We start from the raw sequence: 22,561 nt of genomic DNA, 5'->3' as shown, positions 1-22,561 counted from the left end.
CCGGGCAAAAAAGCTTAATAGGATGTCCGTTTCAAACGTCGGATCAACCAGATCCCATGATGCGGACGCTGACGCCATGCCACTGACGAGATGGTGTGCATGGTGTTCAGATGCCCCAGGACGCGCTGCAGATGCTGCTCCAGCGTGCTCATGGGGCCCTGCGTCAGGGTCTCTGGCGCTTCCAGAATATTGCTGTCCCCGCTCTCGCCCGGCGCGTCATACTCCAGACGCTGCTGACAGCGTTGCAGCGCAATTTCACACGACTGCAGATAGCGCTGCGCCAGGTCTGGCGTCAGCATCGTATGTTCCCGGGCCAGGGTCGTCATCGCGTTGATATGCTCGACGATAAACTGGCTGTGCGTCACCCACAGCTTCATATCCGCGAGATAGGCCGAATTAAAGCCCGGCTCCTGCATCGCCTGGTTGAGGGAGTTGAACAGGGCGTTGTGCGCCTGGTTGACCTTCATGCGCTGCCAGGCCAGCGGCGTCGGCTGCGGATCGTCGCTGAGGATCAGGCGAATGGCCTCCTGGTCGGCCTCCAGCGCGTCGTGGGCATTCTGGCGCAACAGCCCGCTCTGCCACTGCGGCCACAGCCAGACCATCCCCCCGAAGGCAATCAGGCAGCCAATCAGGGTATCGGCCAGGCGGGCGATAATAAACTGCTCACCGTTCAGGGTCAGCAGCTGCAGGGTATATACCGCCGTGACCGTAAAGCCCACCGTCGCCCAGCCGTAGCTTTTGCGAATGATCAGGTAGCTCCCCAGGGTCACCACCAGCATTCCGGCCAGGGTGTAACCTTCCGGAACGTGGAAGTGCAGGGTGACGCCGGCGATAACCAGCCCCGCCAGGGTGCCGGCCGCCCGGTGGAGAATACGCACCCGCGTCGCGCTGTAGCCGTTTTGCGTCACCAGCAGCACGGTCATTAAGATCCAGTAGGGTTTCGGCAGGTGCAGCGCCACCCCCATCAGGCTGGCGATACTCAGCATCACGCTGATGCGCGCCGCGTTACGCAGGGCGGCAGACTTCAGCGACAGGTAGCTTCGCAGGGCGGGGATCAGCGGCAGGCGTTTCTGCTTATCTGCCATCAGGTCGCGCGGGTAGAGCGGACGCTGCGTGCGCAGCACCCGGGCAATACGGCTGAAGTGCCAGGCGCAGAACTGACCCACCGGGTTTTCCGGGTGCTGGCGGGCGATTTTCTCCAGCGCGCCGAGCTGCTTGTCCATGGTGAAACGGGTGGGGTAGCGATGATAGAGAATGTCGTCAGCCAACACCCGCAGACGGGCCGCCACGGTCTGCGCGTTCCAGCGGATCACCGCTTCGGCGTGGCTGCGCTCCACCAGCTTTTGCACCTCCTTCGGGTGATGCAGGCTGACGGAGATGTGCTCCTGCAAATCCAGCCCCACCTGGAAGGTACGCAGCAGGCGTTTGTATTCATGATTTCTGTTGGCCGCCAGCATATGCAGCTGCTGATAACAGAGGCCGATCAGATCCACTACCTTCTGCTGACGGGCCAGCAGCGGCGGCAGCGATTTTTCAGGATCGGTGTGCTGCGTCAGCAGGGTGTATTTCGCTTCGCAATAATCTGCCAGCTGTTGATAGAGCACGCTCAGCGATTCGCGCAGCGGCTGTTCGCGCCACATCCAGAACCAGAACCAGTTAAACAGCCCGTACCAGAGGGTGCCCAGCGTATAGAGGAGCAGCGGCTCCCAGACCGGCATGTTCCCCGCCAGACTCAGGGTAAAGATGGCTGCAATCAGCGAGGCGGGCAGCAGTCGGGCATGCAGGGCGCTGATCTCAGCCGTGACCCCCAGCGTCATCGCCAGCGCGGTCAGAATGAGCGGCAGCGGAATATCCCGGGCCAGCAGCAGCTGTACGGCCAGGCTACAGCCGGCGAACAGGCACCCGCCAATCGTCAGGCGTTTAAAAAAGCGTTTATGCGGTGTATCCAGACCGGCAATATTGCAGCAGGCAGGAACGAGGGAGAAGAGGAGGCCTTGTTGCAGATGTCCGAGGATCAAACCCACAGCCACGGGGAGACACAACACCAGGGTTTGCCGCAGTGCGTAGTTAACTTCCGGGTGATAGATGAGCCTGCGCCACATGGGGATAGAGACAAAAACGGCGTGTCATCGTGTGATGCCACGCCGTTTTAGCGGAATTAACGTGTTCCGTAAACCACGATGGTTTTACCATGGGCAGAAATCAGGTTTTGATCTTCCAGCATTTTCAGGATACGACCCACTGTCTCACGAGAACATCCGACGATCTGACCAATTTCCTGACGGGTAATTTTAATTTGCATACCGTCCGGGTGGGTCATGGCGTCTGGCTGTTTCGCCAGGTTCAGTAAGGTTTGGGCGATGCGGCCGGTTACGTCGAGGAAGGCGAGGTTACCTACCTTCTCGGACGTGACCTGCAGACGGCGAGCCATCTGCGAAGAGAGGCGCATCAGGATATCCGGGTTCACCTGAATCAGCTGGCGGAATTTCTTATAAGAGATCTCAGCCACTTCACAGGCCGTTTTTGCACGCACCCAGGCGCTACGCTCCTGACCTTCTTCAAACAGGCCCAGTTCGCCGATAAAGTCTCCCTGATTCAGGTAAGAGAGGATCATCTCTTTGCCTTCTTCATCTTTGATCAGCACTGCCACTGAGCCTTTGACGATGTAATACAACGTTTCCGCTTTTTCACCCTGGTGAATCAGCGTGCTCTTCGATGGGTACTTATGAATATGGCAATGAGACAAGAACCATTCGAGAGTCGGGTCTGTTTGCGGTTTGCCAAGCACCATGCGCTGTTATCCTCTGTTATAAGCTGTCTCCAGAGTCTGGCTGTGTACCTGTACTCTGGGGTTGCAATCGAATTCTTTCCCCTGCCTGGGGACGGGCTGTCACAATAATTAGCAGCCTGTAATGTGTGATGTCCTCTGCATACATGTGCAACGTCAATGTATTACTGTAGCATCTCGACTGTTTTAGCATAGCTTTTGCCGCCTGTCTCCTGGTGTCTCGCTTCAGCTTGATGCAGGTCGACTTCCGTTGTCAGAATTGTTGCTGGCGCGTAATCTGTCAGGAAAAATGCAATCCTGGAGTTAATAAAAATGCAAGCACGTGTGAAATGGGTTGAAGGGTTAACGTTCCTCGGTGAGTCGGCTTCCGGGCACCAGATTTTGATGGATGGCAACTCCGGTGACAAAGCGCCAAGCCCGATGGAAGTTGTCCTGATGGCGGCTGGCGGATGCAGCGCAATCGACGTGGTGTCTATCCTGCAAAAAGGGCGTCACGATGTGACCGACTGCGAAGTCAAACTGACCTCAGAGCGTCGTGAAGAGGCGCCGCGCCTGTTCACCCATATCAACCTTCACTTCGTGGTGACCGGCAAAGAGCTGAAAGACGCGGCGGTCTCCCGCGCGGTGGACCTCTCAGCAGAGAAGTACTGCTCCGTGGCGCTGATGCTGGAGAAAGCAGTCAAGATTACCCATTCGTATGAAGTGATCGAGGCGTAATGTTGTGGGGCATCATGCGGTCTGATGCCCTCACCCCGGCCCTCTCCCACAGGCAACTAAACCTCAATCGATCTTCTTGCCTTCCATCAACCGCTGCACCAGCGGCGTCATGATTAACTCCATCGCCAGCCCCATCTTCCCGCCCGGGACCACCAGTGTATTGATGTGCGAAATAAACGAACCCTGCAGCATCGCCAGCAGCCAGGGGTAATCGATATTGTCCAGATTGCGGAAATGGATCACCACAAAGCTCTCGTCGAGCGACGGAATGCCTTTAGCGGCAAAGGGATTTGAGGTATCCACGGTCGGGACGCGCTGGAAGTTGATATGGGTGCGGGAAAACTGCGGCGTCAGGAAGTTAATGTAATCCTCCATCGAGCGCACCACGGAGTCCATCACCGCCTCGCGGGAGTGGCCGCGTTCGCTGGTATCCCGCGTCAGCTTCTGGATCCACTCCAGGTTCACAATCGGTACCACGCCCACCAGCAGATCGACATGGCGCGCCACGTCGTGTTGCGGCGTGACTACGCCACCATGCAGGCCTTCATAAAACAGCACGTCGGTAGGCTCCGGCAGCGGCTGCCAGGGAGTGAAGGTGCCCGGCACCTGGTTCCAGGGTACCGCTTCGTCATAGGTGTGCAGGTATTTGCGCGCCTGGCCGGTGCCGCTTCGCCCGTATTCGGCGAAGGTTTGCTCCAGCAGGCCAAAGTCGTTGGCATCCGGGCCAAAGTAGCTGATGTGTTTGCCCATATCCCGGGCCTTGCGGATGGCCATGTCCATCTCAGGGCGGGTGTAGCGGTGAAAGCTGTCGCCTTCCACTTCCGCGGCACGCAGATGCAGCTGCGAGAAGATCTTACGAAAGGCGAGGCTGGTGGTGGTGGTACCCGCACCACTCGACCCTGTAACGGCAATAACCGGATGTCTGGCGGACATAGCAACTCCCTGAATGGAAAGCGGTCGCGGTTAACCGCGAAATTGATTGCGCGGCATGATGTTGACGGTTTCGTGCAGCTCGGACCACACGACCAGCACCTCACCGCTTTGCAGCTGGCGCCTGACATCAGCGACCTTCTGCTCAAGCGAAAGCTCCTGTTCACCATAATCGGTGCCTTCGCGTAACACAAAGCTTTCAATCAGATTATCCAGCGTTTCGGGAGCCAGATCTTGCCAGGGAATAATCATCTTATGGGTTCCAGGTATGTGGTCAGCCAGTCCGGGATACGCGTTTCCAGCCACATGGTGGGGCGTCGCAGCGTGCCGCCGACAAAGCCCACATGTCCGCCGTGTTCGGTTAGCTGATACTGCACGTTAGCGGGCAAAAATTCCTGTGCCGGTATTGAGTGATGATCCATAAAGGGATCGTCTTTAGCGTGAATAATCAGCACCGGTTTGGTGATCTTGCTGAGCACCGGCATGGCGCTGCACTGGCGATAGTAGTCAATAGCATCGGCAAAACCGTGAATTTTGGCGGTGATCAGATCGTCAAATTCGCGGATGCGGCGCACTTTCTTCAACTGCTGCAGACTGACCGGTAGCGTATCCGGGTAAGCTTTCAGTTTGCGTGCCGCATTGGCTTTGAGCAAGTTAAGCAGATAGCGCTGATAAACGCGCGAAAAGCCCTTCTCCATATGATAGCTGCAGTGTTCCAGCATAAAGGGGGCAGAGACGATGGCGGCGGCGTCCAGAGGAATATTGTCGCCCTCTTTTGCCAGCAGGCAGGCGAGCATGTTTCCGCCCAGCGAATAGCCCACCGCCGCCGTAGGGGCCGGGCCGTGGGTCTCTGCCAGCCAGCGCAAGAACCAGGTACCATCTTCCGTTTCGCCGGAGTGGTAGATGCGTTTCTGGCGATTGGGTTCGCCGCTGCATCCGCGAAAGTGCATCACGACGCCCAGCCAGCCGCGCGCTTTTGCCGCCTCAATCAGACCGTGCGCATAGGGGCTGTGCAGGCTGCCCTCCAGACCATGAAAGACCACCAGCCGGGGTTTGTGCCGGGCCTGAAGCGGATCTTCACTCCAGGCTAAATCAACGAAGTCATCATCCGGCAGGTCAAGGCGCTGCCAGACGGGAGTAAAGAGCACTTTACGACGGATGAGGCGCGGCAGCATGGTCTGCAGGTGTCGATTCGACACGCCGCGCAGGGGCACAAATTCTGCGCTCTCGTCGGGTGCAATGTTGAAGTCTGATGGAATGATTTGGGTCATAACGGTGATGCTAATTATTGTCTGTTATTTACGATACCTTCCGAATTGTACCCCGTTTAGCCTGGTTTTCCGAAACATGAACTGATCCCGATCACAAATATTTACCTTGATTATTACTCTCAGGCTAATGATTCCCCTCTACGCTTAATTGATGCCTTTATCGCCAGGGGGCACACTTAACTCAGCGTTAAGCAAATCTAAAGATGTGCTGAATCAGGAGGTTAACAATGTTATCAGGGCAAACGCCAGCCCGGAACTGGAATACGCGTCGCACTGAAAAAGCGCGCCGCCTGGCTTCCGTCCCGGTGCAGGGCAAGGTACTGCCAACAGGCGACCTTGTCGCCATGCTGGAAAAACTGATCGCCCCGGGCGACAAAGTCGTACTGGAAGGTAATAACCAAAAACAGGCAGATTTTCTTTCACGTTCGCTCGCCGAAGTGAACCCGCAGGTTGTTCACGATCTGCATATGATTATGCCAAGCGTCGGTCGCAGCGAGCACCTGGATATTTTTGAGAAGGGCATCGCCCGCAAACTCGATTTCTCGTTCTCAGGCACCCAAAGCCTGCGCATTTCACAGCTGCTGGAAGATGGGCAACTGGAGATCGGGGCCATCCACACCTACATCGAACTCTACTCCCGCCTGTATGTCGATCTGTCGCCGAACGTGGCGCTGATTGCCGGTTTTAAAGCGGACCGTAAAGGTAACCTCTATACAGGTGCCAGCACCGAGGATACCCCGGCGCTGGTCGAAGCCGCCGCCTTCCATGACGGCATCGTCATCGCTCAGGTGAACGAGCTGGTGGACGACGAGTGCGATCTGCCGCGCGTGGATATCCCCGGCTCCTGGATTGATTTCGTGGTGGTGGCCGATAAGCCGTTCTTCATCGAACCGCTGTTCACCCGTGACCCACGCCTGATCAAACAGGAACATATCCTGATGGCGATGATGGCCATCAAAGGCATCTACGCGGAACATCAGGTGCAATCCCTCAACCACGGGATTGGCTTCAACACTGCGGCTATTGAGCTCCTGCTGCCGACCTACGGCGAGCAGCTCGGCCTGAAAGGCAAAATCTGTAAACACTGGACGCTGAACCCGCATCCAACGCTGATCCCGGCGATTGAAAGCGGCTGGGTGGAGAGCGTGCACTGCTTCGGCGGTGAGCTGGGGATGGAAGAGTATATCCGTGCCCGCCCGGACGTGTTCTTTACCGGTGCCGACGGCTCCATGCGCTCTAACCGCGCCTTCTGCCAGCTGGCAGGCCAGTACGCGGTGGATATGTTTATCGGCTCCACGCTGCAGGTGGATGGTTATGCCAACTCCTCAACCGTGACCCGAGGCCGTCTTTCCGGCTTCGGCGGAGCGCCCAATATGGGCCATGACCCGCACGGGCGTCGTCATGCCACCCCGGCCTGGCTGAACATGATCACTGAACCGGATCCGATGCAGCGCGGTAAAAAGCTGGTGGTACAGATGGTCGAAACTTTCCAGGCGGGCGTTAAACCGACCTTCGTGGAAAAACTCGATGCCGTCGAGGTGGCGAAAGCCTCCGGTATGCCGCTGGCGCCGGTGATGATCTACGGCGATGACGTGACCCACGTGCTGACGGAAGAGGGGATAGCTTACCTCTATCGCGCCAAAGATCTTGAAGAACGTCGTGCAATGGTCGCGGCCGTCGCGGGGATCACCGATATCGGTCTGGGTGTGGACGCCAAACGCGTCGCCGAGCTGCGCCAGAGTGGCAAAGTGCTCTACCCGGAAGATATGGGCATTCGCCGCACCGACGCCACCCGCTCTCTGCTGGCAGCTGGCAGCGTGTCTGACCTCGTTGAATGGTCGGGCGGTCTGTACAACCCACCTGCGAAATTCCGGAGCTGGTAATGAAACTTCTCCCCCGGATCCAGGTTGAAGGCGGTGCCGAATGGCTGGCGCGAACCGCCACGCAGTGTCTGATTGACGAAGCGCGACTTAGCCCGAAACCCGGTCTGGTGGACAGTCGGGGGAACGGCGCGCATCACGATCTGTCGCTCGCGCTGATGGAGCGTTCGGCGCACAGCCTGACCCCCACGTTTCAGGCGCTGGCGCTGCAAAGCTGGCAGCGTCCGGCCGATATCGCGCTACGGCAGACCGTAGGTCGGCTGGGGCGCGAAGGCGAACAGCAGATGATGGCCGCCACCGGCGGGGTAAATACCCACCGCGGCGCTATCTGGGCGCTGGGATTGCTGGTTAGCGCCGTGGCGATGCTCGGGGGCAGTGCCAGAGCCCGGACGGTAGCCGATACCGCCGCACAGCTGGCGAAACTGCCGGATGACGCCGCGCCGAAAGTGTTCAGTAAAGGGCTGCGCGCCACCCACCGTTATCAGGTGCCGGGCGCGCGCGAAGAGGCGCAGCAGGCGTTTCCGCACATTATGCAGCGGGCGCTGCCGCAGCTTCGCCTGAGCCGTCTTAACGGCAGTGGCGAAGCCCATGCCCGGCTCGATGCGCTGATGGCGATCATGACCTCGTTAACCGATACCTGCGTGCTCTCGCGCGCCGGGATGGAGGGGTTAGACGCCATGCAGGACGGGGCCCGGGCGGTATTAGCCGCAGGTGGCACCGCACAGCCAGAGGGGCAACGCGCGCTCGCGTTATTAGACAAACAGATGCTCTTGCTCAATGCCTCTCCGGGCGGCGCGGCCGACCTGCTGGCCGCCACGCTGTTCCTTGACCGCATAGAGACGCCTTATTTAGCGAATTAAGAGGATGTTATGGAAAAAATTACCTTAACTCTGCCCGCCAGCCGTGCCCTGAACGGCAAAGCGCTGGCAGGCGTTGTGGGCTCCGGGGATATGGAGGTGTTATTTACCGCCGACCAGAGCCAGACATTAACTATCGAGATCACCACCTCCGTCGATAACAGCCGTGGCCGCTGGGATGCGCTGTTCAACAGATTGCAAACCGTCAGCAGCCTGCCGGCTGGCAAGCTAACCATTCACGATTTTGGCGCAACGCCGGGCGTGGCGCGCATTCGTATCGAACAGGTCTTTGAGGGGGTGAGCCATGCGTGATGACAGCAGCTTTATCGAACTAAAAGCGCGCCAGCGTGCGCAGGCTCTGCTCGACGAGGGCAGCTACCGCGAACTGCTGGATCCGTTTGAAGGGATCATGTCTCCGTGGCTTGGGCCGCAGGGGATCGTGCCGCAGGCCGATGACGGCATGGTGGTGGCGAAAGGCACCATCAACGGCAAACCCGCCGTGGTGGTAGCGATTGAAGGCGCGTTCCAGGGCGGCAGCATGGGCGAAGTGTCCGGTGCCAAAATGGCGGCGGCGCTGGAACTGGCGGCGGAAGATAACCGTAACGGCATTCCAACCCAGGCGGTACTAAGCCTTGAAACCGGCGGCGTACGTTTGCAGGAGGCGAATCTTGGCCTGGCGGCGATTGCCGATATCCACGCAGCGATTGTCGATCTGCGCCGCTATACCCCGGTCATCGGCATTGTCGCCGGCACCGTGGGCTGCTTCGGCGGGATGTCCATCGCAGCCGCGCTGTGCAGCTATCTCATCGTGACTCGCGAAGCGCGTCTCGGCCTCAACGGCCCACAGGTTATCGAGCAGGAAGCGGGTATTGAAGAGTACGACTCCCGCGACCGTCCGTTTATCTGGAGCATGACCGGGGGCGAAATTCGCTACGAAAGCGGTCTGGTGGATGCGCTGGTGGGCGACGGCGTGAACGCGGTGAAAGCGGCGATGAACGACGCGATTGCGCAAGGCGTACCGGCAAAACATCGCACTGACAATTACGACTGGTATCTCGAACGCCTGACTAACTTCGACACCCGTAAACAGGCGGATACCGAACAGATTCACGCGCTCTTTGCCCGGGAGGTGAAATGATGAGTACTTCAATTAGCCGTGGTGAGCTCTGGCTGGAAACCCTTGCGCCGAACGCCAAACGTCTGGAAGGGCTCTGCCCGTCGGTTCAGGCGGCGGACGGCGAGTTGAATGGCGAAGCGGTCCGCTTTGTCGCGGTGGTGCCGGATGCCAACAACCACTACCCGCGTGCCGCACGTGGTGAAGTCGGTCTGCTGGAGGGCTGGACCCTGGCCAAAGTGGTAAGTGAAACCGTCGCAGCCGATGCTGACAGCGCGGTGAAACGCCCGATTGTGGCGGTGATCGATGTCCCGAGCCAGGCCTATGGCCGTCGCGAAGAGGGCTTTGGGATTCACCAGGCGCTGGCCGGTGCCGCTGCGGCCTATGCAAACGCGCGTCTGGCGGGCCATCCGGTGATTGGTCTTATCGTCGGGAAAGCGATGTCCGGGGCGTTTCTGGCCCACGGCTATCAGGCCAACCGGCTGATCGCCTTTAACGACCAGGGCGTATTAATCCACGCGATGGGCAAAGAGTCTGCCGCGCGCATCACGCTGCGTACCGTGGAGGCCCTGGAAAAACTGGCGGCAACCATTCCGCCAATGGCGTATGACATCAGTAACTACGCCACGCTGGGGCTGCTGGAAAACCTGCTCGATATCAGCAATCCGGACGCACCTTCATCTCTCGATCTGGCGCTGGTTAAAACTACCTTACAACAGGCCATTGATGACGCTCGCCGGGATCCGACGCTGAAAAGCCGTCTGGGTGCCGACAATCGCCACAGCTCAGCTCTCGTACGCGAACGTATGCGAGCCAGCTGGTAACACCAAAAAGAAAAGACCTGCCAGATGCATGCCCCGTGGGCGCGCCCGTTGCGCCCACGAGGGAACCTGCATCCTGAAAATAATAACCATCGCGTCAGTGCTTAAACTTCTTTTTTTACAGGTGATTTATGACTTATGTGATTGTTCATGCCCTTGCACCCATTTTTGTCATCATGCTGCTCGGCTTCTGGGCCGGTAAAGCCAAAATGGTGGATAACAAAAATGTGTCTCTGCTTAATATCTTCGTGATGGATTTTGCGCTGCCCGCCGCGCTGTTTAGCGCCACAGTGCAGACCCCCTGGGCTGGTATCATTGCCCAGTCACCGCTGATCCTGGTCCTGACCCTGGCGATGTGGATAACCTATGCGGCCATCTACTTCCTCGCCACCAAAGTCTTTAAAAAGTCCCCGCAGGATGCCGCCGTGCTGACCCTGACCGTGGCACTGCCGAACTATGCCGCGCTGGGTCTGCCGATTCTGGGCAGCGTGCTGGGTGAAGGCTCTGCGACCTCACTCTCCGTGGCGGTTTCTATTGCCTGTGGTTCCGTGCTGATGACGCCGTTCTGTCTGCTGATTCTGGAACGCGAAAAAGCGCGTGCGGAAGGTACAAACAGTGGTTCTACCCTGGCGATGCTGCCGGTTCTGATGTGGCGCTCAATCAAAAAACCCATCGTGATGGGCCCACTGCTGGGTGTGATTTTGTCTGCGATTGGCATCAAAATGCCGGATCTGGTGCTGGCCGCGATTAAACCGCTCGGCCTGGCCGCAACGGCCGCCGCCCTGTTCCTGACCGGCGTGATCCTGTCGGCCCGTAAGCTGCAGATCAACACCATGGTGATTAGCGCGACCATCACCAAGCTGCTGATCCAGCCGGCGATTGCCTGGGGCATCGTGCTGATTTTTGGTCTGCACGGCTCGGTGGCGATTACCGCAATCCTGATGATTGCTCTGTCCGCTGGCTTCTTCGGCGTGGTGTTTGGTAACCGCTTTGGCGTACAGTCTCCGGATGCGGAAGCGGTGCTGCTGTTAAGCTCCGTCCTGTGTATCCTGTCGCTGCCGCTGTTTATCTCGCTGACTTCAGGAATGTAATCATGACCACAACATTACGCCCGCACGACTTGATCTGGCTTGCCACACGGGATGCGCTCGAGGATATCCACGAGCCCTGGGTGGATACGGCCTGGCACACCGGGTTGCCGGTGGTGGTGCGGCGTGATGTTGATGGTAACGGGCGTATCCCGGTGGGGGTACGCGGCCTCAGACGCGAGCAACGCGCGGCAGGCTGGGTTAACCCCGACCAGATTGCCCGCGTCGTCTCCCCCGAACAGCTGAGCGCAGAAGCGAGTCTGCTGCGCTCGCCCTTTATTACTCAGCCACCGGTTCAGGTGGCGGTACAGCTTTCCCGCATGTCCTGGCCCTGGGTCTGGGGCATAACCGGCAGCACCGGCTATGCGCTGGCGACCGGCATTGCGGTGATCCACGCCGACAGCGATCTCGATCTGCTGATCCGCGCCCCGCAGCCGCTTTCCCGCGAGGTGTTACTCAGCTGGCAGACCCAGCTTGAAGGCGCGCTCTGCCGGGCGGATACCCAGGTTGAGACGCCGCTGGGCGGATTTGCGCTCAACGAATGGCTACGTGATGGAAAAACGTTGCTGAAAACCGACCGGGGGCCGCGCCTGACGGCGAACCCCTGGGCATGGGAGGAACAATGAAGATCCTGTTTACCTTTCCGGGGCAGGGGACGCAGCATCCCGGTATGTTGCAAAACCTGCCGGGAACCGAGTTGGCTCAGGCGCGTGAAGTGCTGGCTGCCAGTGAGGTGGATGCGCTCGACTCCCCGGCGGCGCTACAGCACACCCGCGCGGTGCAGCTGGCGCTGCTGATCGCGGGCGTCGCCTGGGCGCGTGAGCTGGAGCGTCGCGGCGTGTCGCCGGATATCGTCAGCGGACTCTCTATCGGTGCCTATCCTGCGGCAGTGCTCTCCGGGGCGCTCGAATTTTCTGATGCCCTTAAGCTGGTGGCTCTGCGTGGCGATCTGATGGAGCAGGCTTATCCGCACGGCTACGGCCTGACGGCCATTATGGGGTTAACGCTCGCGCAGGTAGAAACCCTGATGGCAGGCACCGGCACCTATATTGCCAACCTGAATGCCGAGACGCAGATTGTGATCGCCGGTGCCGATGACGGCATGGCGGAAGTCGCGGCGCGCGCGCTGGCGAAAGGGGCCAATAAAGCCCGCCGTCTGACGGTCAGCGTCCCGTCGCACTGCGAACTGCTGACGGAACCGGCGAAAAAACTGATCGAGGCCTTCAGCCGGGTTACGCTCTCGCGCCCCCGCTGCGCATACCTGAGCGGCAGCACCGGGCGCGTGCTCTGGCAGCCAGAGAAAATTGCTGACGATCTGGCCATGAATATGGCCCGGACGGTGCGCTGGCAGGAGGCGGTAATTGCCGCTAACGAGCGTGAAGCGCGGCTGGCGATAGAGATGCCCCCCGGCGGGGTGCTGACCTGCCTGACGCGTCAGGCGGCCTGGGAAGGGGAGTCTGTCTCTCTGGAACGCAGCGGTATCGATGTCGCAGTGCATCTCGCCCGGCGTGTTAAGGCGTAGCGTTCTGCTCAAGGCGGCGGGCGTACATGCGGCCTTCCGCCGCCAGCGCCCGCAGGCTGGGATCCTGCTCGCGGTTGCGGGCAAAGACGATGGCGATCAGCTGCTGCATCTGATACGGCTGGGCCAGCTTTAACAGCTGCACCGAGTTTTCGTAGACCTTCTTCATCCTGCCCGGCATCAGCGTAAAGCCGACACCCGCCTGCACCAGACTCAGCATCGAGAAAATATCGTTGACCCGGGTGACGATCTCCGGCTCGAAACCGGCGATATGAAACGCTTCCTGGAACCCGGCATAGGTGGCAAAGCCTTCCGCCAGGGCGACAAACTTCTGATCTTTGTAGTCACGTAAATCCGCCAGCGCGTCGGTATTGAGCTGTGCCGAGGCCGGGGCGGCAAGACAAATATCATCGTGGAACAGGGGGAGCACTTCGAGGTTGTTGCGGTCAATTTCGCTTTCGGAGATAGATATAAGGATCGCGTCCAGCGAGCCTTCATCCAGCATGTGCAGCAGGGTCTCGTTGGAGCCCATGGTGAGATCCATCTCCAGATCCGGGCGGCGCAGTTTCATGCCCATAATTAACTGCGGCACCGTCTCGAGCGTCAGAGAGTAGAGCGTTCCCACCCGCAGTCGGCCCTGGCCGACGCCGGCCGTTTTACGCGCCTCTTCCAGCCCGCGCTCCATCACCTGCATGACTTCCTGGCAGTACTCAAGCAGCGTCCAGGCGGCGGGGAGGGCGATCAGATTCCGGCCTTTATGGGTGAACAGCGGGCAGCGGACGTTCTCTTCCAGGGTGTGCAGGGCGCGATGGACGCTGACCCCGCTGAGGTTCAGCACCTCAGCGGCCCGGGCGATATTGCCCGTCTCCATAAATGTCATGAAGATGCTGAGCTTGCGGAAGGTAATTTCGCTGGTCAGGTCCGGTATCATCGCCCCTCTCCCCGGTTAGTCGCTCTGGAGCATCTCTTCGAGCTGTTCCTGCGCCTCCAGCCAGGCCATTTCGCACTCCTCAAGGCTGGATTTGGTTTTGGCCTGCACCTGCAGGCACTCGGTGAGCTCGGTTTTGCGCGTCTGGTCATACAGACCGCTGTCGCCCAGCTTCTCTTCAACGGTGGCCAGCTGCGCGTTGAGCTTCTCCATCTCTTTCTCCAGACGGGTGATCTCTTTACGCAGCGGCTGGGTTTGGGTGCGCAGCTCCGCGTCGCGACGCTTTTGATCTTTACGCGCCTGGGCGCTGTTGGCGTTATCTTTGGCCCCTTCCGCAGGCTGGCTCTCCTGCTTCTGCACGTCGCTCAGCCACTGCTGATAATCTTCCAGATCGCCGTCGAAAGGCTCCACTTTGCTGTCGTGCACCAGGTAGAGATCGTCGGTGGTGGAGCGCAGCAGGTGACGGTCGTGCGAGACCACCACCAGCGCGCCTTCAAACTCAATTAAGGCTTCGGTCAGGGCCTGGCGCATATCCAGATCCAGGTGGTTGGTCGGTTCATCGAGCAGCAGCAGGTTCGGGCGCTGCCAGACGATAAGCGCTAACACCAGACGCGCTTTTTCGCCGCCGGAGAAGCGCTCGGTCTTCTCGGTGACTTTATCGCCCTGGAAGCCGAAGCCGCCCAGGTAATCCCGCAGCTTCTGCTCCATCTCCTGCGGTGCCAGACGCGCCAGGTGCTGCAGCGGTGATTCATCAGCGCGTAAAAATTCCAGCTGATGCTGGGCGAAATAACCCAGCTTGATGCCCTTCGCCAGGCCGATATCGCCACGGAGCGGGGCCAGCTCGCCCGCCAGTAGCTTAATCAGGGTTGATTTACCGGCACCGTTGCGCCCGAGCAGCCCGATACGGGAACCCGGGACCAGGTTGAGCTTAATGGAGTCGAGAATGATGCGGTCGCCATAGCCGGCACTGACCTTTTCCATTTTCAGCAGGGGATTGGGCAGGCTTTCCGGTGCCCGGAAGCTGAAGTGGAACGGGTTGTCGACGTGTGCCGGGGCAATCATCTCCATACGTTCCAGCATCTTGATGCGGCTTTGGGCCTGTTTGGCTTTGGAGGCCTTGGCCTTGAAGCGATCGACAAAGCTTTGCAGATGCGCCACCCGCTGCTGCTGGCTTTCGTACATCGCCTGCTGCTGGGAGAGACGCACCGCGCGCTGGCGCTCAAACGAGCTGTAGTTGCCGGTATATTCGAACATCGATTCCTGTTCGATATGAATAATTTTGTCCACCACCGGGTCGAGGAAGTCACGGTCGTGGGAAATCAGAATCAGAGTGCCCTGATAGCTCTTGAGCCACTTCTCCAGCCAAATAACCGCATCGAGATCGAGGTGGTTAGTCGGTTCATCGAGCAGCAGCAGGTCAGAGCGGCAGATCAGCGCCTGGGCCAGGTTGAGACGCATACGCCAGCCACCGGAGAAGTCGCTGACCGGACGTTCCAGCTGTTCATTGCTGAAACCCAGACCGTGCAAAAGGGTGGAAGCACGGGAGCGGATGGTCCAGGCGTCGATGGCGTCGAGCTTGCCGTGGACGGTGGCAATCGCGTGGCCGTCGTTGCGTTCGTTGGCGGCGTGCAGCTCGGCTTCCAGCTTGCGGTACTCCCGGTCGCCGTCAATAACATAGTCCATTGCCGGTACGTTCAGGGCAGGCGTCTCCTGGTTTACCCAGGCCAGCTGCCAGTTGCCGGGGTAGGTAAAGTTACCGCCGTCGGCAGCGATCTCGTTTTTCAGCAATGACAGCAACGTGGATTTACCGCAGCCGTTTTTGCCCACCAGGCCCACTTTCTGGCCCGGGTTAATGGTGGCTGTAGCGTTGTCCAGCAGGACGCGAACGCCGCGACGAATTTGTAATGAGGAGAAAACAATCATAGAGCGCCGTATGTTCCGACTATGTTAAGTTGTAATTATAATCAGGTTAAATGTGCCGCCACGCGCCGCGTGGGTGTGCCATGGTAGCCCAAAACAACAGTGATGACGACCCGGGAGAGGAATGATGTCCCAGACAGCAAAAGTGCTGCTGCTGTATGCCCATCCGGAGTCGCAGGACTCGGTCGCCAACCGGGTTTTGCTCCAGCCGGCATTACAGCTGAGTAATGTGACGGTGCACGATCTCTACGCGCACTACCCCGATTTTTTTATCGACATCCCCCATGAGCAGGAATTGCTGCGCCAGCACGACGTCATCGTGTTCCAGCATCCGCTTTACACCTACAGCTGCCCGGCGCTGCTGAAAGAGTGGCTGGACCGCGTGCTGAGCCGCGGTTTTGCCAGTGGGGTGGGGGGAAACCAGCTGGCGGGAAAGTACTGGCGGAACGTCATTACCACCGGCGAGCCGGAGAGTGCCTATCGCCACGATGGGCTTAACCGCTATTCGATGAACGATATCCTGCGCCCGTTCGAGCTGACGGCGGCCATGTGCCGCATGCACTGGCTCAGTCCGATCGTTATCTACTGGGCGCGTCGGCAGCATCAGAGTGAGCTGGCCAGCCATGCTAAAGCCTATGGCGACTGGCTGGCGGCGCCCAATCTGACGGGAGGCCGCTGATGGAAGGTTCCGATCTGTTGCTGGCGGGGGTGCTGTTTCTGCTCGCCGCCGTGGTGGCGGTGCCGCTGGCTGCGCGACTGGGGATTGGCGCAGTGCTCGGCTATCTGCTGGCGGGTATCGCCATTGGCCCCTGGGGGCTGGGGTTTATCAGCGATGTGGACGAAATCCTGCACTTCTCGGAGCTGGGCGTCGTCTTCCTGATGTTTATTATCGGCCTCGAGCTGAACCCGGCGAAGCTCTGGCAGCTTCGGCGCTCCATCTTCGGCGTGGGTGCCGCGCAGGTGATCGGTAGCGCGGTGATCCTCGGTGGGCTGCTGATGCTGGACCATTTCTCATGGCAGGCGGCGGTCATCGGCGGGATCGGGCTGGCGATGTCCTCCACCGCGATGGCCCTGCAGCTGATGCGCGATAAGGGCATGAACCGCAACGAAGCGGGACAGCTGGGCTTCTCCGTGCTGCTGTTTCAGGATCTGGCGGTGATCCCGGCGCTGGCCCTGGTGCCGCTGCTGGCGGGATCGGGCGACGAACATTTCGACTGGATGAAAGTCGGCATGAAGGTGCTGGCCTTTGGCGGCATGCTGGTGGGTGGGCGCTATCTGCTGCGTCCGGTGTTCCGCTTTATTGCGGCCTCCGGGGTGCGGGAGGTGTTTACCGCCGCCACGCTGCTGCTGGTGTTGGGCTCGGCTCTGTTTATGGATGCGCTGGGGCTGTCGATGGCGCTGGGGACCTTTATTGCCGGCGTGCTGCTGGCGGAAAGCGAGTACCGGCACGAACTGGAAATTGCCATCGATCCCTTTAAAGGGCTGCTGTTAGGGCTGTTCTTTATCTCGGTCGGTATGGCGTTGAATCTTGGCGTGCTTTATACCCATATCCTGGCCGTGGTGCTGGGCGTTGCGGTGCTGATTGCCGTCAAAATGCTGGTGCTGTACGGACTGGCGCGGGTATACGGTCTGCGTCACCCGGAGCGCGCGCAGCTTGCCGGGGTGCTGAGCCAGGGGGGAGAGTTCGCTTTTGTGCTCTTCTCCACAGCATCGTCTCAGAGATTGTTTCAGCATGATCAGATGGCGCTGCTGCTGGTGACCGTCACGCTGTCGATGATGACCACGCCGCTGCTGATGAAGCTGATTGATAAACGCCTGTCGCGACGCATTAATGCCGCTGACGATGAGCATGAGGCACCCTGGGTGGACGATGATAAGCCGCAGGTGATCGTGGTGGGCTTCGGGCGTTTTGGTCAGGTGATTGGCCGCCTGCTGATGGCGAACAAAAAGCGTGTGACGGTGCTGGAGCGCGATATCAGCGCGGTTAACCTGATGCGAAAGTACGGTTACAAGGTCTATTACGGCGATGCCACCCAGGTCGAACTGCTGCGCTCTGCTGGGGCAGAAGCGGCAGAGTCGATCGTCATCACCTGTAATGAGCCGGAAGACACCATGAAGCTGGTGCAGATCTGCCAGCAGCATTTTCCGCATCTGCATATCCTGGCGCGAGCGCGCGGGCGTGTAGAGGCTCATGAACTGCTCCAGGCCGGAGTGAAGCAATTTACCCGCGAGACCTTCTCCAGTGCGCTGGAGCTGGGGCGTAAGACGTTAGTGACGCTGGGTATGCATCCGCATCAGGCCCAGCGCGCACAGTTACACTTTCGCCGTCTGGATATGATGATGCTGCGCGAGTTGATGCCGGTGCATACCGATACGGTACAAATTTCCCGTGTGCGGGAAGCGCGCCGCGAGCTGGAAGAGATCTTCCAGCGTGAGATGCAGCAGGAGCGTCGGCAGCTGGACGGCTGGGATGAATTTGAATAACGAGGTTGAGAATGGCGGTACGTAAACGCTTTATCGCCGGTGCGAAATGCCCGGCCTGTCAGGCGCAGGACTCCCTGGCCATGTGGCGAGAGAACAATATCGATATTGTTGAATGTGTTAAGTGCGGACACCAGATGCGTGAAGCGGATAAAGAGGCTCGCGAGCATGTTCGCAAAGAAGAGCAAGTGATCGGGATTTTTCATCCGGACTAGCGATATGCCCTGAGTTTTTTTAAGCTAAAGGGTACACGGGTGCAGATTTCCGATACAATCTGCGCCAGCAATTTTCCCACGCTCAGGAGATATCATGAAAGTAGCAAAAGACCTGGTGGTCAGCCTGGCCTATCAGGTACGTACAGAAGACGGTGTGTTGGTTGATGAGTCTCCGGTGAGTGCGCCGCTGGACTACCTGCACGGTCACGGTTCCCTGATTTCCGGTCTGGAAAACGCGCTGGACGGTCACGAAGTTGGCGACAAATTTGACGTTGCTGTAGGCGCAAACGACGCTTACGGTCAGTACGATGACAACCTGGTGCAGCGCGTTCCTAAAGACGTGTTCATGGGCGTTGACGAACTGCAGGTTGGTATGCGTTTCCTGGCTGAAACTGACCAGGGTCCGGTTCCAGTAGAAATCACTGAAGTTGAAGACGACCACGTTGTGGTTGATGGCAACCACATGCTGGCTGGCCAGAACCTCAAGTTCAACGTTGAAGTGGTTGCCATCCGCGAAGCCACTGAAGAAGAGCTGGCTCACGGCCACGTTCACGGTGCGCACGGTCATGACCACGATCATGGTCACGACGGTTGCTGCGGCGGCCACGGCCACGATCACGACCATGGTCACGACCACGGTAAAGGCGGTTGCGGTAATGGCGGCTGCGGTTGCCACTAAGCTTCACGGCTTCAGGCACAAAAAAGCGGGACTATCCCGCTTTTTTTACGTCTTAATAATGGGGCGGCGGCGTCTCTTCCGACTGCGACGCAATGTGCGATGACTGCGACGCTTTCACTTTTTCGGTTAACAGACGCAGCAGATCCCTCAGTTTTGCCATTTCCAGCTCGTGGGCCGTCACGGTCTGGTTCAGCTCATCGATGGTGATCTCCTGAAAAGCCAGGCGGCTTTCAAGCTCAGCCAGTCGTGCTTCCATATCTGTATTCTGCATGATTCACCTCGTTGGTCTCGTTTACCCTGTTCGGGGCTGGCGGCGGCGGATTTTACCCGAGATTATTCTCGCGCGCAGTAAACATCCCATTGCTGCGAAACTAATTTAAACAAAAATAGTCTGAAATGTGGTGCTAATCAGGGATGTCTACCTGTAGATTTGTTCCTCAACGTTTTATAGTACGCTTCTCATTTACGCTTAATACGGGGTGAGAGTCCCCGGCCCTGGAGAAATGGATGAAATCACTGTTTAAAGTAACGCTGCTGGCGACCACGATGGCTGTCGCTCTGCATGCGCCGCTGACTTTCGCTGCCGATGCAGCAAAGCCTGCTGCGACTGCTGACAGCAATGCGGCGTTCAAAAATGACGACCAGAAGTCAGCCTACGCGCTGGGCGCATCTCTGGGCCGTTACATGGAAAACTCTCTGAAAGAGCAAGAAAAACTGGGCATCAAACTGGATCAGACTCAGCTGATCGCCGGTGTTCAGGATGCGTTTGCTGATAAGAGCAAACTGTCAGACCAGGAAATTGAGCAAACTCTGCAGGCTTTCGAAGCGCGCGTGAAAGGCGCAGCGCAGGAGAAGATGGAGAAAGACGCGGCTGAAAACGAAACGAAAGGCAAAACCTACCGTGAAGCTTTCGCTAAAGAGAAGGGCGCGAAAACCTCTCCTACTGGCCTGGTCTATAAAGTAGAGAAAGAAGGTACCGGCGACGCACCGAAAGACAGCGATACCGTAGTGGTTAACTACAAAGGTACCCTGACCGACGGTAAAGAGTTCGATAACTCTTACACCCGTGGTGAGCCGCTCTCCTTCCGTCTGGACGGTGTTATCCCTGGCTGGACTGAAGGCCTGAAGAACATCAAGAAAGGCGGTAAAATCAAGCTGGTCATCCCACCGGATCTGGCCTATGGCAAAACTGGCGTCCCGGGTATCCCGGCTAACTCCACGCTGGTATTCGATGTAGAGCTGCTGGACATTAAGCCAGCGCCGAAAGCGGATGCTAAGCCGGACGCGAAGCCAGAAGCGCCAGCTGAAGCCACCAAGAAGTAAATCGGTAACAACCGCCGCCCCTGAAGCGGCGGTTTTTTTATTATGGTGCAGATATAATTAACACTGGAAGCGCTACCTACGCTGTATTAATTTAGTTGCCCGTGTAAATAATGAGCCTGCCCTGAAAACCTACCGACAGGCTCCTGAAAAGGAGTGTTTTTTTCATGACCAGGTCGCTTTTAACCAACGAAACCAGCGAACTTGACCTGCTGGATCAACGTCCTTTCGATCAGACCGATTTCGATATTTTGAAATCCTACGAAGCGGTAGTGGACGGGTTAGCGATGCTCATTGGGTCCCACTGCGAAATCGTATTGCACTCCCTGCAAGATCTGAAATGTTCTGCCATCCGCATTGCCAATGGTGAGCATACTGGCCGTAAAATTGGCTCGCCAATCACCGACCTTGCACTGCGTATGCTGCACGACATGACCGGCGCGGACAGCAGCGTCTCAAAATGTTATTTTACCCGCGCCAAGAGCGGCGTCCTGATGAAGTCCGTGACGATTGCCATCCGCAATCGCGATCATCGGGTGATTGGTCTGCTGTGCATCAACATGAACCTCGATGTGCCGTTCTCCCAGATCATGAACACCTTCATTCCACCCGAAACGCCGGATGTCGGATCCTCCGTTAACTTTGCCTCCTCGGTTGAAGACCTTGTCACCCAGACGCTGGAATTCACCATCGAAGAAGTCAATGCCGATCGCAATGTGTCCAACAATGCCAAGAATCGCCAGATCGTGCTTAACCTCTACGAGAAAGGCATTTTCGATATCAAAGATGCGATTAACCAGGTGGCCGATCGTCTCAATATCTCCAAGCACACGGTGTATCTCTATATCCGTCAGTTCAAAAGCGGCGATTTCCTGGGGCACGAGAAGTAATGCGTTTTGCATTAATGGTCACAGGCCCGGCTTACGGTACGCAGCAGGCCAGCAGTGCGTTGCAGTTTGCCCGCGCACTGTTGGCTGCCGGACACGAGCTGGTTAGCGTCTTTTTTTATCGGGAAGGCGTGTATAACGCCAACCAGCTGACGTCCCCCGCTTCCGATGAGTTTGACCTGGTGCGCGCGTGGCAATCGCTAAATGAGCAACACGGCGTTGAGCTGCACATCTGCGTGGCGGCGGCGCTACGTCGTGGGGTGAGCGATACGAACGAGGCGCAGCGTCTGGGGCTTCCAGCCGCCAATCTTAATGACGGTTTTTCACTTAGCGGCCTCGGGGCGCTGGCACAAGCCGCATTAACCTGTGACCGAATGGTGCAATTCTGATGAACCGCGTGGCTTTTGTCTTTACCTCTGCTCCGCATGGCAGTGCCGCCGGAAGGGAAGGGCTGGATGCGCTACTGGCAACCTCCGCGCTAACGGAAGAGATCGGGGTTTTCTTTATTGGCGACGGTGTATTTCAACTGCTTGCTGGTCAGCAGCCGCAGGCGGTGCTGGCGCGCGACTACATCGCGACCTTTAAAGTGCTGCCGCTGTATGACATCGAGACGTTCTACGTCTGCGCCGCCTCTCTGCAGGCGCGCGGTCTGAGTGAAAACACGCCCTTTGTTCTCGACGCCACCGTGGTTGCGCCGCAGACATTGCGTGAACATCTCTCCCATTTCGACACCATCCTGACCTTCTGAGGCCGTCATGCTCCATACTCTGAGCCACTCGCCGTGGCAATGTGACATCGAAAGCCTGTTAAGCATGGTGCGCGAAGGTGATGCCCTGCTGCTCATCCAGGATGGCGTTCTGGCGGCGGTAGAGGGCAGCCGCTATGTTGATATTCTCACTAATGCCCCCATCTCTGTCTCTGCGCTTAAAGATGACATCGATGCCCGCGGTCTTGCTGGTCAAATTTCAACCAAAATTGACGTGGTTAGCTATACTGATTTCGTCAATCTGGTCGTCCAGCACACCGGTCACATGAACTGGTGATGCGAGATCGCTGTATATTTCTTGACACCTTTTCGACGTAGCCCTAAAATTTCGCGTCCTCATATTGTATGAGGGCGTTTTCTTACGTGTTTACGAAGCAAAA

At 58.2% G+C, this 22,561-nt stretch carries 26 protein-coding genes; 18 read left to right on the top strand and 8 right to left on the bottom strand.

Annotated features, from left to right (window positions below):
- Nucleotides 1-14: 14 nt before the first annotated feature.
- A complete protein-coding gene (locus V7Q49_RS14485) occupies nucleotides 15-2,102 on the bottom strand; it encodes a YccS/YhfK family putative transporter (RefSeq protein WP_333852988.1) in 2,088 nt (695 codons plus the stop codon).
- Nucleotides 2,103-2,158: 56 nt separating this feature from the next.
- A complete protein-coding gene (gene crp / locus V7Q49_RS14480) occupies nucleotides 2,159-2,791 on the bottom strand; it encodes a cAMP-activated global transcriptional regulator CRP (RefSeq protein WP_000242758.1) in 633 nt (210 codons plus the stop codon).
- Between the two features lie 309 nt (nucleotides 2,792-3,100).
- Here crp and V7Q49_RS14475 point away from each other — a divergent pair, with 309 nt between their 5' ends.
- Nucleotides 3,101-3,505, top strand: coding sequence for an OsmC family protein (locus tag V7Q49_RS14475; RefSeq protein WP_333852984.1), 405 nt, complete (start codon nucleotides 3,101-3,103; stop codon nucleotides 3,503-3,505).
- Between the two features lie 63 nt (nucleotides 3,506-3,568).
- On the opposite strand, the gene V7Q49_RS14470 is transcribed toward V7Q49_RS14475, so the two are convergent.
- The 3 genes from V7Q49_RS14470 to V7Q49_RS14460 are packed head-to-tail and all read right to left on the bottom strand — an operon-like array spanning nucleotide 3,569 to nucleotide 5,706.
- On the bottom strand, nucleotides 3,569-4,438 hold the full coding sequence (locus V7Q49_RS14470) for a phosphoribulokinase (RefSeq protein ID WP_333852983.1): 870 nt from the start codon (nucleotides 4,436-4,438) through the stop codon (nucleotides 3,569-3,571).
- 30 nt (nucleotides 4,439-4,468) lie between these two features.
- Entirely contained in the window at nucleotides 4,469-4,687 is a 219-nt protein-coding gene (locus V7Q49_RS14465; RefSeq protein ID WP_106995183.1) for a YheU family protein, read from the bottom strand.
- The gene (locus V7Q49_RS14460; RefSeq protein WP_333852981.1) at nucleotides 4,684-5,706 is read right to left on the bottom strand and encodes a hydrolase; all 1,023 of its coding nucleotides are present in this window, start codon (nucleotides 5,704-5,706) and stop codon (nucleotides 4,684-4,686) included. The genes V7Q49_RS14465 and V7Q49_RS14460 overlap by 4 nt, the downstream gene beginning before the upstream one ends.
- A gap of 227 nt (nucleotides 5,707-5,933) precedes the next feature.
- Here V7Q49_RS14460 and mdcA point away from each other — a divergent pair, with 227 nt between their 5' ends.
- The 8 genes from mdcA to mdcH all read left to right on the top strand — a co-directional run bounded on the left by mdcA (nucleotide 5,934) and on the right by mdcH (nucleotide 12,988).
- The gene (gene mdcA, locus V7Q49_RS14455) at nucleotides 5,934-7,589 is read left to right on the top strand and encodes a malonate decarboxylase subunit alpha (RefSeq protein ID WP_333852978.1); all 1,656 of its coding nucleotides are present in this window, start codon (nucleotides 5,934-5,936) and stop codon (nucleotides 7,587-7,589) included.
- Nucleotides 7,589-8,446, top strand: a complete 858-nt coding sequence (locus V7Q49_RS14450; RefSeq protein ID WP_333852976.1) for a triphosphoribosyl-dephospho-CoA synthase — start codon at nucleotides 7,589-7,591, stop codon at nucleotides 8,444-8,446. Before mdcA ends, V7Q49_RS14450 begins: the two co-directional genes overlap by 1 nt.
- A 9-nt stretch (nucleotides 8,447-8,455) precedes the next feature.
- Nucleotides 8,456-8,755 (top strand): malonate decarboxylase acyl carrier protein, encoded by a 300-nt coding sequence (gene mdcC / locus V7Q49_RS14445; RefSeq protein ID WP_333852974.1) that lies wholly within the window; start codon nucleotides 8,456-8,458, stop codon nucleotides 8,753-8,755.
- Nucleotides 8,748-9,581, top strand: a complete 834-nt coding sequence (locus tag V7Q49_RS14440; RefSeq protein WP_333852972.1) for a biotin-independent malonate decarboxylase subunit beta — start codon at nucleotides 8,748-8,750, stop codon at nucleotides 9,579-9,581. Before mdcC ends, V7Q49_RS14440 begins: the two co-directional genes overlap by 8 nt.
- Nucleotides 9,581-10,381, top strand: coding sequence for a biotin-independent malonate decarboxylase subunit gamma (gene mdcE, locus V7Q49_RS14435; RefSeq protein WP_333852970.1), 801 nt, complete (start codon nucleotides 9,581-9,583; stop codon nucleotides 10,379-10,381). Before V7Q49_RS14440 ends, mdcE begins: the two co-directional genes overlap by 1 nt.
- 128 nt (nucleotides 10,382-10,509) lie before the next feature.
- Nucleotides 10,510-11,469 carry an AEC family transporter gene (locus V7Q49_RS14430; RefSeq protein WP_333852968.1) on the top strand — a complete coding sequence of 320 codons (960 nt, stop codon included), beginning with the start codon at nucleotides 10,510-10,512 and terminating at the stop codon, nucleotides 11,467-11,469.
- Between the two features lie 2 nt (nucleotides 11,470-11,471).
- Nucleotides 11,472-12,092, top strand: a complete 621-nt coding sequence (locus V7Q49_RS14425; protein ID WP_333852966.1) for a malonate decarboxylase holo-ACP synthase — start codon at nucleotides 11,472-11,474, stop codon at nucleotides 12,090-12,092.
- Entirely contained in the window at nucleotides 12,089-12,988 is a 900-nt protein-coding gene (gene mdcH / locus V7Q49_RS14420) for a malonate decarboxylase subunit epsilon (RefSeq protein ID WP_333852964.1), read from the top strand. The genes V7Q49_RS14425 and mdcH overlap by 4 nt, the downstream gene beginning before the upstream one ends.
- Here the strand turns inward: mdcH and V7Q49_RS14415 are convergent.
- Together V7Q49_RS14415 and V7Q49_RS14410 are read right to left on the bottom strand one after the other, a co-directional pair.
- On the bottom strand, nucleotides 12,978-13,916 hold the full coding sequence (locus V7Q49_RS14415) for a LysR family transcriptional regulator (protein ID WP_333852962.1): 939 nt from the start codon (nucleotides 13,914-13,916) through the stop codon (nucleotides 12,978-12,980). The genes mdcH and V7Q49_RS14415 overlap by 11 nt on opposite strands.
- Nucleotides 13,917-13,931: 15 nt before the next feature.
- Nucleotides 13,932-15,836 (bottom strand): ABC transporter ATP-binding protein, encoded by a 1,905-nt coding sequence (locus V7Q49_RS14410; RefSeq protein ID WP_333852960.1) that lies wholly within the window; start codon nucleotides 15,834-15,836, stop codon nucleotides 13,932-13,934.
- Nucleotides 15,837-15,960: 124 nt separating this feature from the next.
- On the opposite strand from V7Q49_RS14410, the gene kefG reads away from it, so the two are divergent.
- The 4 genes from kefG to slyD all read left to right on the top strand — a co-directional run bounded on the left by kefG (nucleotide 15,961) and on the right by slyD (nucleotide 19,208).
- Nucleotides 15,961-16,512 (top strand): glutathione-regulated potassium-efflux system ancillary protein KefG, encoded by a 552-nt coding sequence (kefG, locus tag V7Q49_RS14405; RefSeq protein WP_442913071.1) that lies wholly within the window; start codon nucleotides 15,961-15,963, stop codon nucleotides 16,510-16,512.
- On the top strand, nucleotides 16,512-18,317 hold the full coding sequence (kefB, locus tag V7Q49_RS14400; RefSeq protein ID WP_333852956.1) for a glutathione-regulated potassium-efflux system protein KefB: 1,806 nt from the start codon (nucleotides 16,512-16,514) through the stop codon (nucleotides 18,315-18,317). Before kefG ends, kefB begins: the two co-directional genes overlap by 1 nt.
- Before the next feature lie 11 nt (nucleotides 18,318-18,328).
- On the top strand, nucleotides 18,329-18,529 hold the full coding sequence (locus V7Q49_RS14395; RefSeq protein WP_039031545.1) for a YheV family putative zinc ribbon protein: 201 nt from the start codon (nucleotides 18,329-18,331) through the stop codon (nucleotides 18,527-18,529).
- A 94-nt stretch (nucleotides 18,530-18,623) separates the two neighbouring features.
- A complete protein-coding gene (slyD, locus tag V7Q49_RS14390) occupies nucleotides 18,624-19,208 on the top strand; it encodes a peptidylprolyl isomerase (protein WP_032614736.1) in 585 nt (194 codons plus the stop codon).
- 52 nt (nucleotides 19,209-19,260) lie between these two features.
- Here slyD and V7Q49_RS14385 read toward each other — a convergent pair whose 3' ends face one another.
- Complete coding sequence (locus tag V7Q49_RS14385; RefSeq protein WP_156264763.1) at nucleotides 19,261-19,479, bottom strand: protein SlyX; 219 nt, start codon at nucleotides 19,477-19,479, stop codon at nucleotides 19,261-19,263.
- Nucleotides 19,480-19,715: 236 nt separating this feature from the next.
- On the opposite strand from V7Q49_RS14385, the gene fkpA reads away from it, so the two are divergent.
- The 5 genes from fkpA to tusB all read left to right on the top strand — a co-directional run bounded on the left by fkpA (nucleotide 19,716) and on the right by tusB (nucleotide 22,458).
- Complete coding sequence (gene fkpA, locus V7Q49_RS14380; RefSeq protein WP_333852953.1) at nucleotides 19,716-20,531, top strand: FKBP-type peptidyl-prolyl cis-trans isomerase; 816 nt, start codon at nucleotides 19,716-19,718, stop codon at nucleotides 20,529-20,531.
- A 164-nt stretch (nucleotides 20,532-20,695) separates the two neighbouring features.
- Entirely contained in the window at nucleotides 20,696-21,418 is a 723-nt protein-coding gene (locus tag V7Q49_RS14375; RefSeq protein ID WP_032614730.1) for a helix-turn-helix transcriptional regulator, read from the top strand.
- A complete protein-coding gene (gene tusD, locus V7Q49_RS14370; RefSeq protein ID WP_333852950.1) occupies nucleotides 21,418-21,804 on the top strand; it encodes a sulfurtransferase complex subunit TusD in 387 nt (128 codons plus the stop codon). Before V7Q49_RS14375 ends, tusD begins: the two co-directional genes overlap by 1 nt.
- Nucleotides 21,804-22,163 carry a sulfurtransferase complex subunit TusC gene (gene tusC, locus V7Q49_RS14365; RefSeq protein ID WP_333852948.1) on the top strand — a complete coding sequence of 120 codons (360 nt, stop codon included), beginning with the start codon at nucleotides 21,804-21,806 and terminating at the stop codon, nucleotides 22,161-22,163. The genes tusD and tusC overlap by 1 nt, the downstream gene beginning before the upstream one ends.
- A gap of 7 nt (nucleotides 22,164-22,170) precedes the next feature.
- On the top strand, nucleotides 22,171-22,458 hold the full coding sequence (tusB, locus tag V7Q49_RS14360; protein WP_333852946.1) for a sulfurtransferase complex subunit TusB: 288 nt from the start codon (nucleotides 22,171-22,173) through the stop codon (nucleotides 22,456-22,458).
- The last annotated feature ends 103 nt before the right edge of the window (nucleotides 22,459-22,561 follow it).

This window comes from Leclercia sp. (assembly GCF_036780805.1).
Classification (GTDB): Bacteria; Pseudomonadota; Gammaproteobacteria; order Enterobacterales; family Enterobacteriaceae; genus Enterobacter.
The sequence above is the reverse complement of the archived record's forward strand: the minus strand, read 5'-3'. Positions and strand labels throughout refer to the sequence as shown.

Coding starts and splice junctions, on each gene's coding strand:
- V7Q49_RS14485 (WP_333852988.1), bottom strand. CDS start 2,102: ATGTGGCGCAGGCTCATCTATCACCCGGAAGTTAACTACGCACTGCGG.
- crp (WP_000242758.1), bottom strand. CDS start 2,791: ATGGTGCTTGGCAAACCGCAAACAGACCCGACTCTCGAATGGTTCTTG.
- V7Q49_RS14475 (WP_333852984.1), top strand. CDS start 3,101: ATGCAAGCACGTGTGAAATGGGTTGAAGGGTTAACGTTCCTCGGTGAG.
- V7Q49_RS14470 (WP_333852983.1), bottom strand. CDS start 4,438: ATGTCCGCCAGACATCCGGTTATTGCCGTTACAGGGTCGAGTGGTGCG.
- V7Q49_RS14465 (WP_106995183.1), bottom strand. CDS start 4,687: ATGATTATTCCCTGGCAAGATCTGGCTCCCGAAACGCTGGATAATCTG.
- V7Q49_RS14460 (WP_333852981.1), bottom strand. CDS start 5,706: ATGACCCAAATCATTCCATCAGACTTCAACATTGCACCCGACGAGAGC.
- mdcA (WP_333852978.1), top strand. CDS start 5,934: ATGTTATCAGGGCAAACGCCAGCCCGGAACTGGAATACGCGTCGCACT.
- V7Q49_RS14450 (WP_333852976.1), top strand. CDS start 7,589: ATGAAACTTCTCCCCCGGATCCAGGTTGAAGGCGGTGCCGAATGGCTG.
- mdcC (WP_333852974.1), top strand. CDS start 8,456: ATGGAAAAAATTACCTTAACTCTGCCCGCCAGCCGTGCCCTGAACGGC.
- V7Q49_RS14440 (WP_333852972.1), top strand. CDS start 8,748: ATGCGTGATGACAGCAGCTTTATCGAACTAAAAGCGCGCCAGCGTGCG.
- mdcE (WP_333852970.1), top strand. CDS start 9,581: ATGAGTACTTCAATTAGCCGTGGTGAGCTCTGGCTGGAAACCCTTGCG.
- V7Q49_RS14430 (WP_333852968.1), top strand. CDS start 10,510: ATGACTTATGTGATTGTTCATGCCCTTGCACCCATTTTTGTCATCATG.
- V7Q49_RS14425 (WP_333852966.1), top strand. CDS start 11,472: ATGACCACAACATTACGCCCGCACGACTTGATCTGGCTTGCCACACGG.
- mdcH (WP_333852964.1), top strand. CDS start 12,089: ATGAAGATCCTGTTTACCTTTCCGGGGCAGGGGACGCAGCATCCCGGT.
- V7Q49_RS14415 (WP_333852962.1), bottom strand. CDS start 13,916: ATGATACCGGACCTGACCAGCGAAATTACCTTCCGCAAGCTCAGCATC.
- V7Q49_RS14410 (WP_333852960.1), bottom strand. CDS start 15,836: ATGATTGTTTTCTCCTCATTACAAATTCGTCGCGGCGTTCGCGTCCTG.
- kefG (WP_442913071.1), top strand. CDS start 15,961: ATGTCCCAGACAGCAAAAGTGCTGCTGCTGTATGCCCATCCGGAGTCG.
- kefB (WP_333852956.1), top strand. CDS start 16,512: ATGGAAGGTTCCGATCTGTTGCTGGCGGGGGTGCTGTTTCTGCTCGCC.
- V7Q49_RS14395 (WP_039031545.1), top strand. CDS start 18,329: ATGGCGGTACGTAAACGCTTTATCGCCGGTGCGAAATGCCCGGCCTGT.
- slyD (WP_032614736.1), top strand. CDS start 18,624: ATGAAAGTAGCAAAAGACCTGGTGGTCAGCCTGGCCTATCAGGTACGT.
- V7Q49_RS14385 (WP_156264763.1), bottom strand. CDS start 19,479: ATGCAGAATACAGATATGGAAGCACGACTGGCTGAGCTTGAAAGCCGC.
- fkpA (WP_333852953.1), top strand. CDS start 19,716: ATGAAATCACTGTTTAAAGTAACGCTGCTGGCGACCACGATGGCTGTC.
- V7Q49_RS14375 (WP_032614730.1), top strand. CDS start 20,696: ATGACCAGGTCGCTTTTAACCAACGAAACCAGCGAACTTGACCTGCTG.
- tusD (WP_333852950.1), top strand. CDS start 21,418: ATGCGTTTTGCATTAATGGTCACAGGCCCGGCTTACGGTACGCAGCAG.
- tusC (WP_333852948.1), top strand. CDS start 21,804: ATGAACCGCGTGGCTTTTGTCTTTACCTCTGCTCCGCATGGCAGTGCC.
- tusB (WP_333852946.1), top strand. CDS start 22,171: ATGCTCCATACTCTGAGCCACTCGCCGTGGCAATGTGACATCGAAAGC.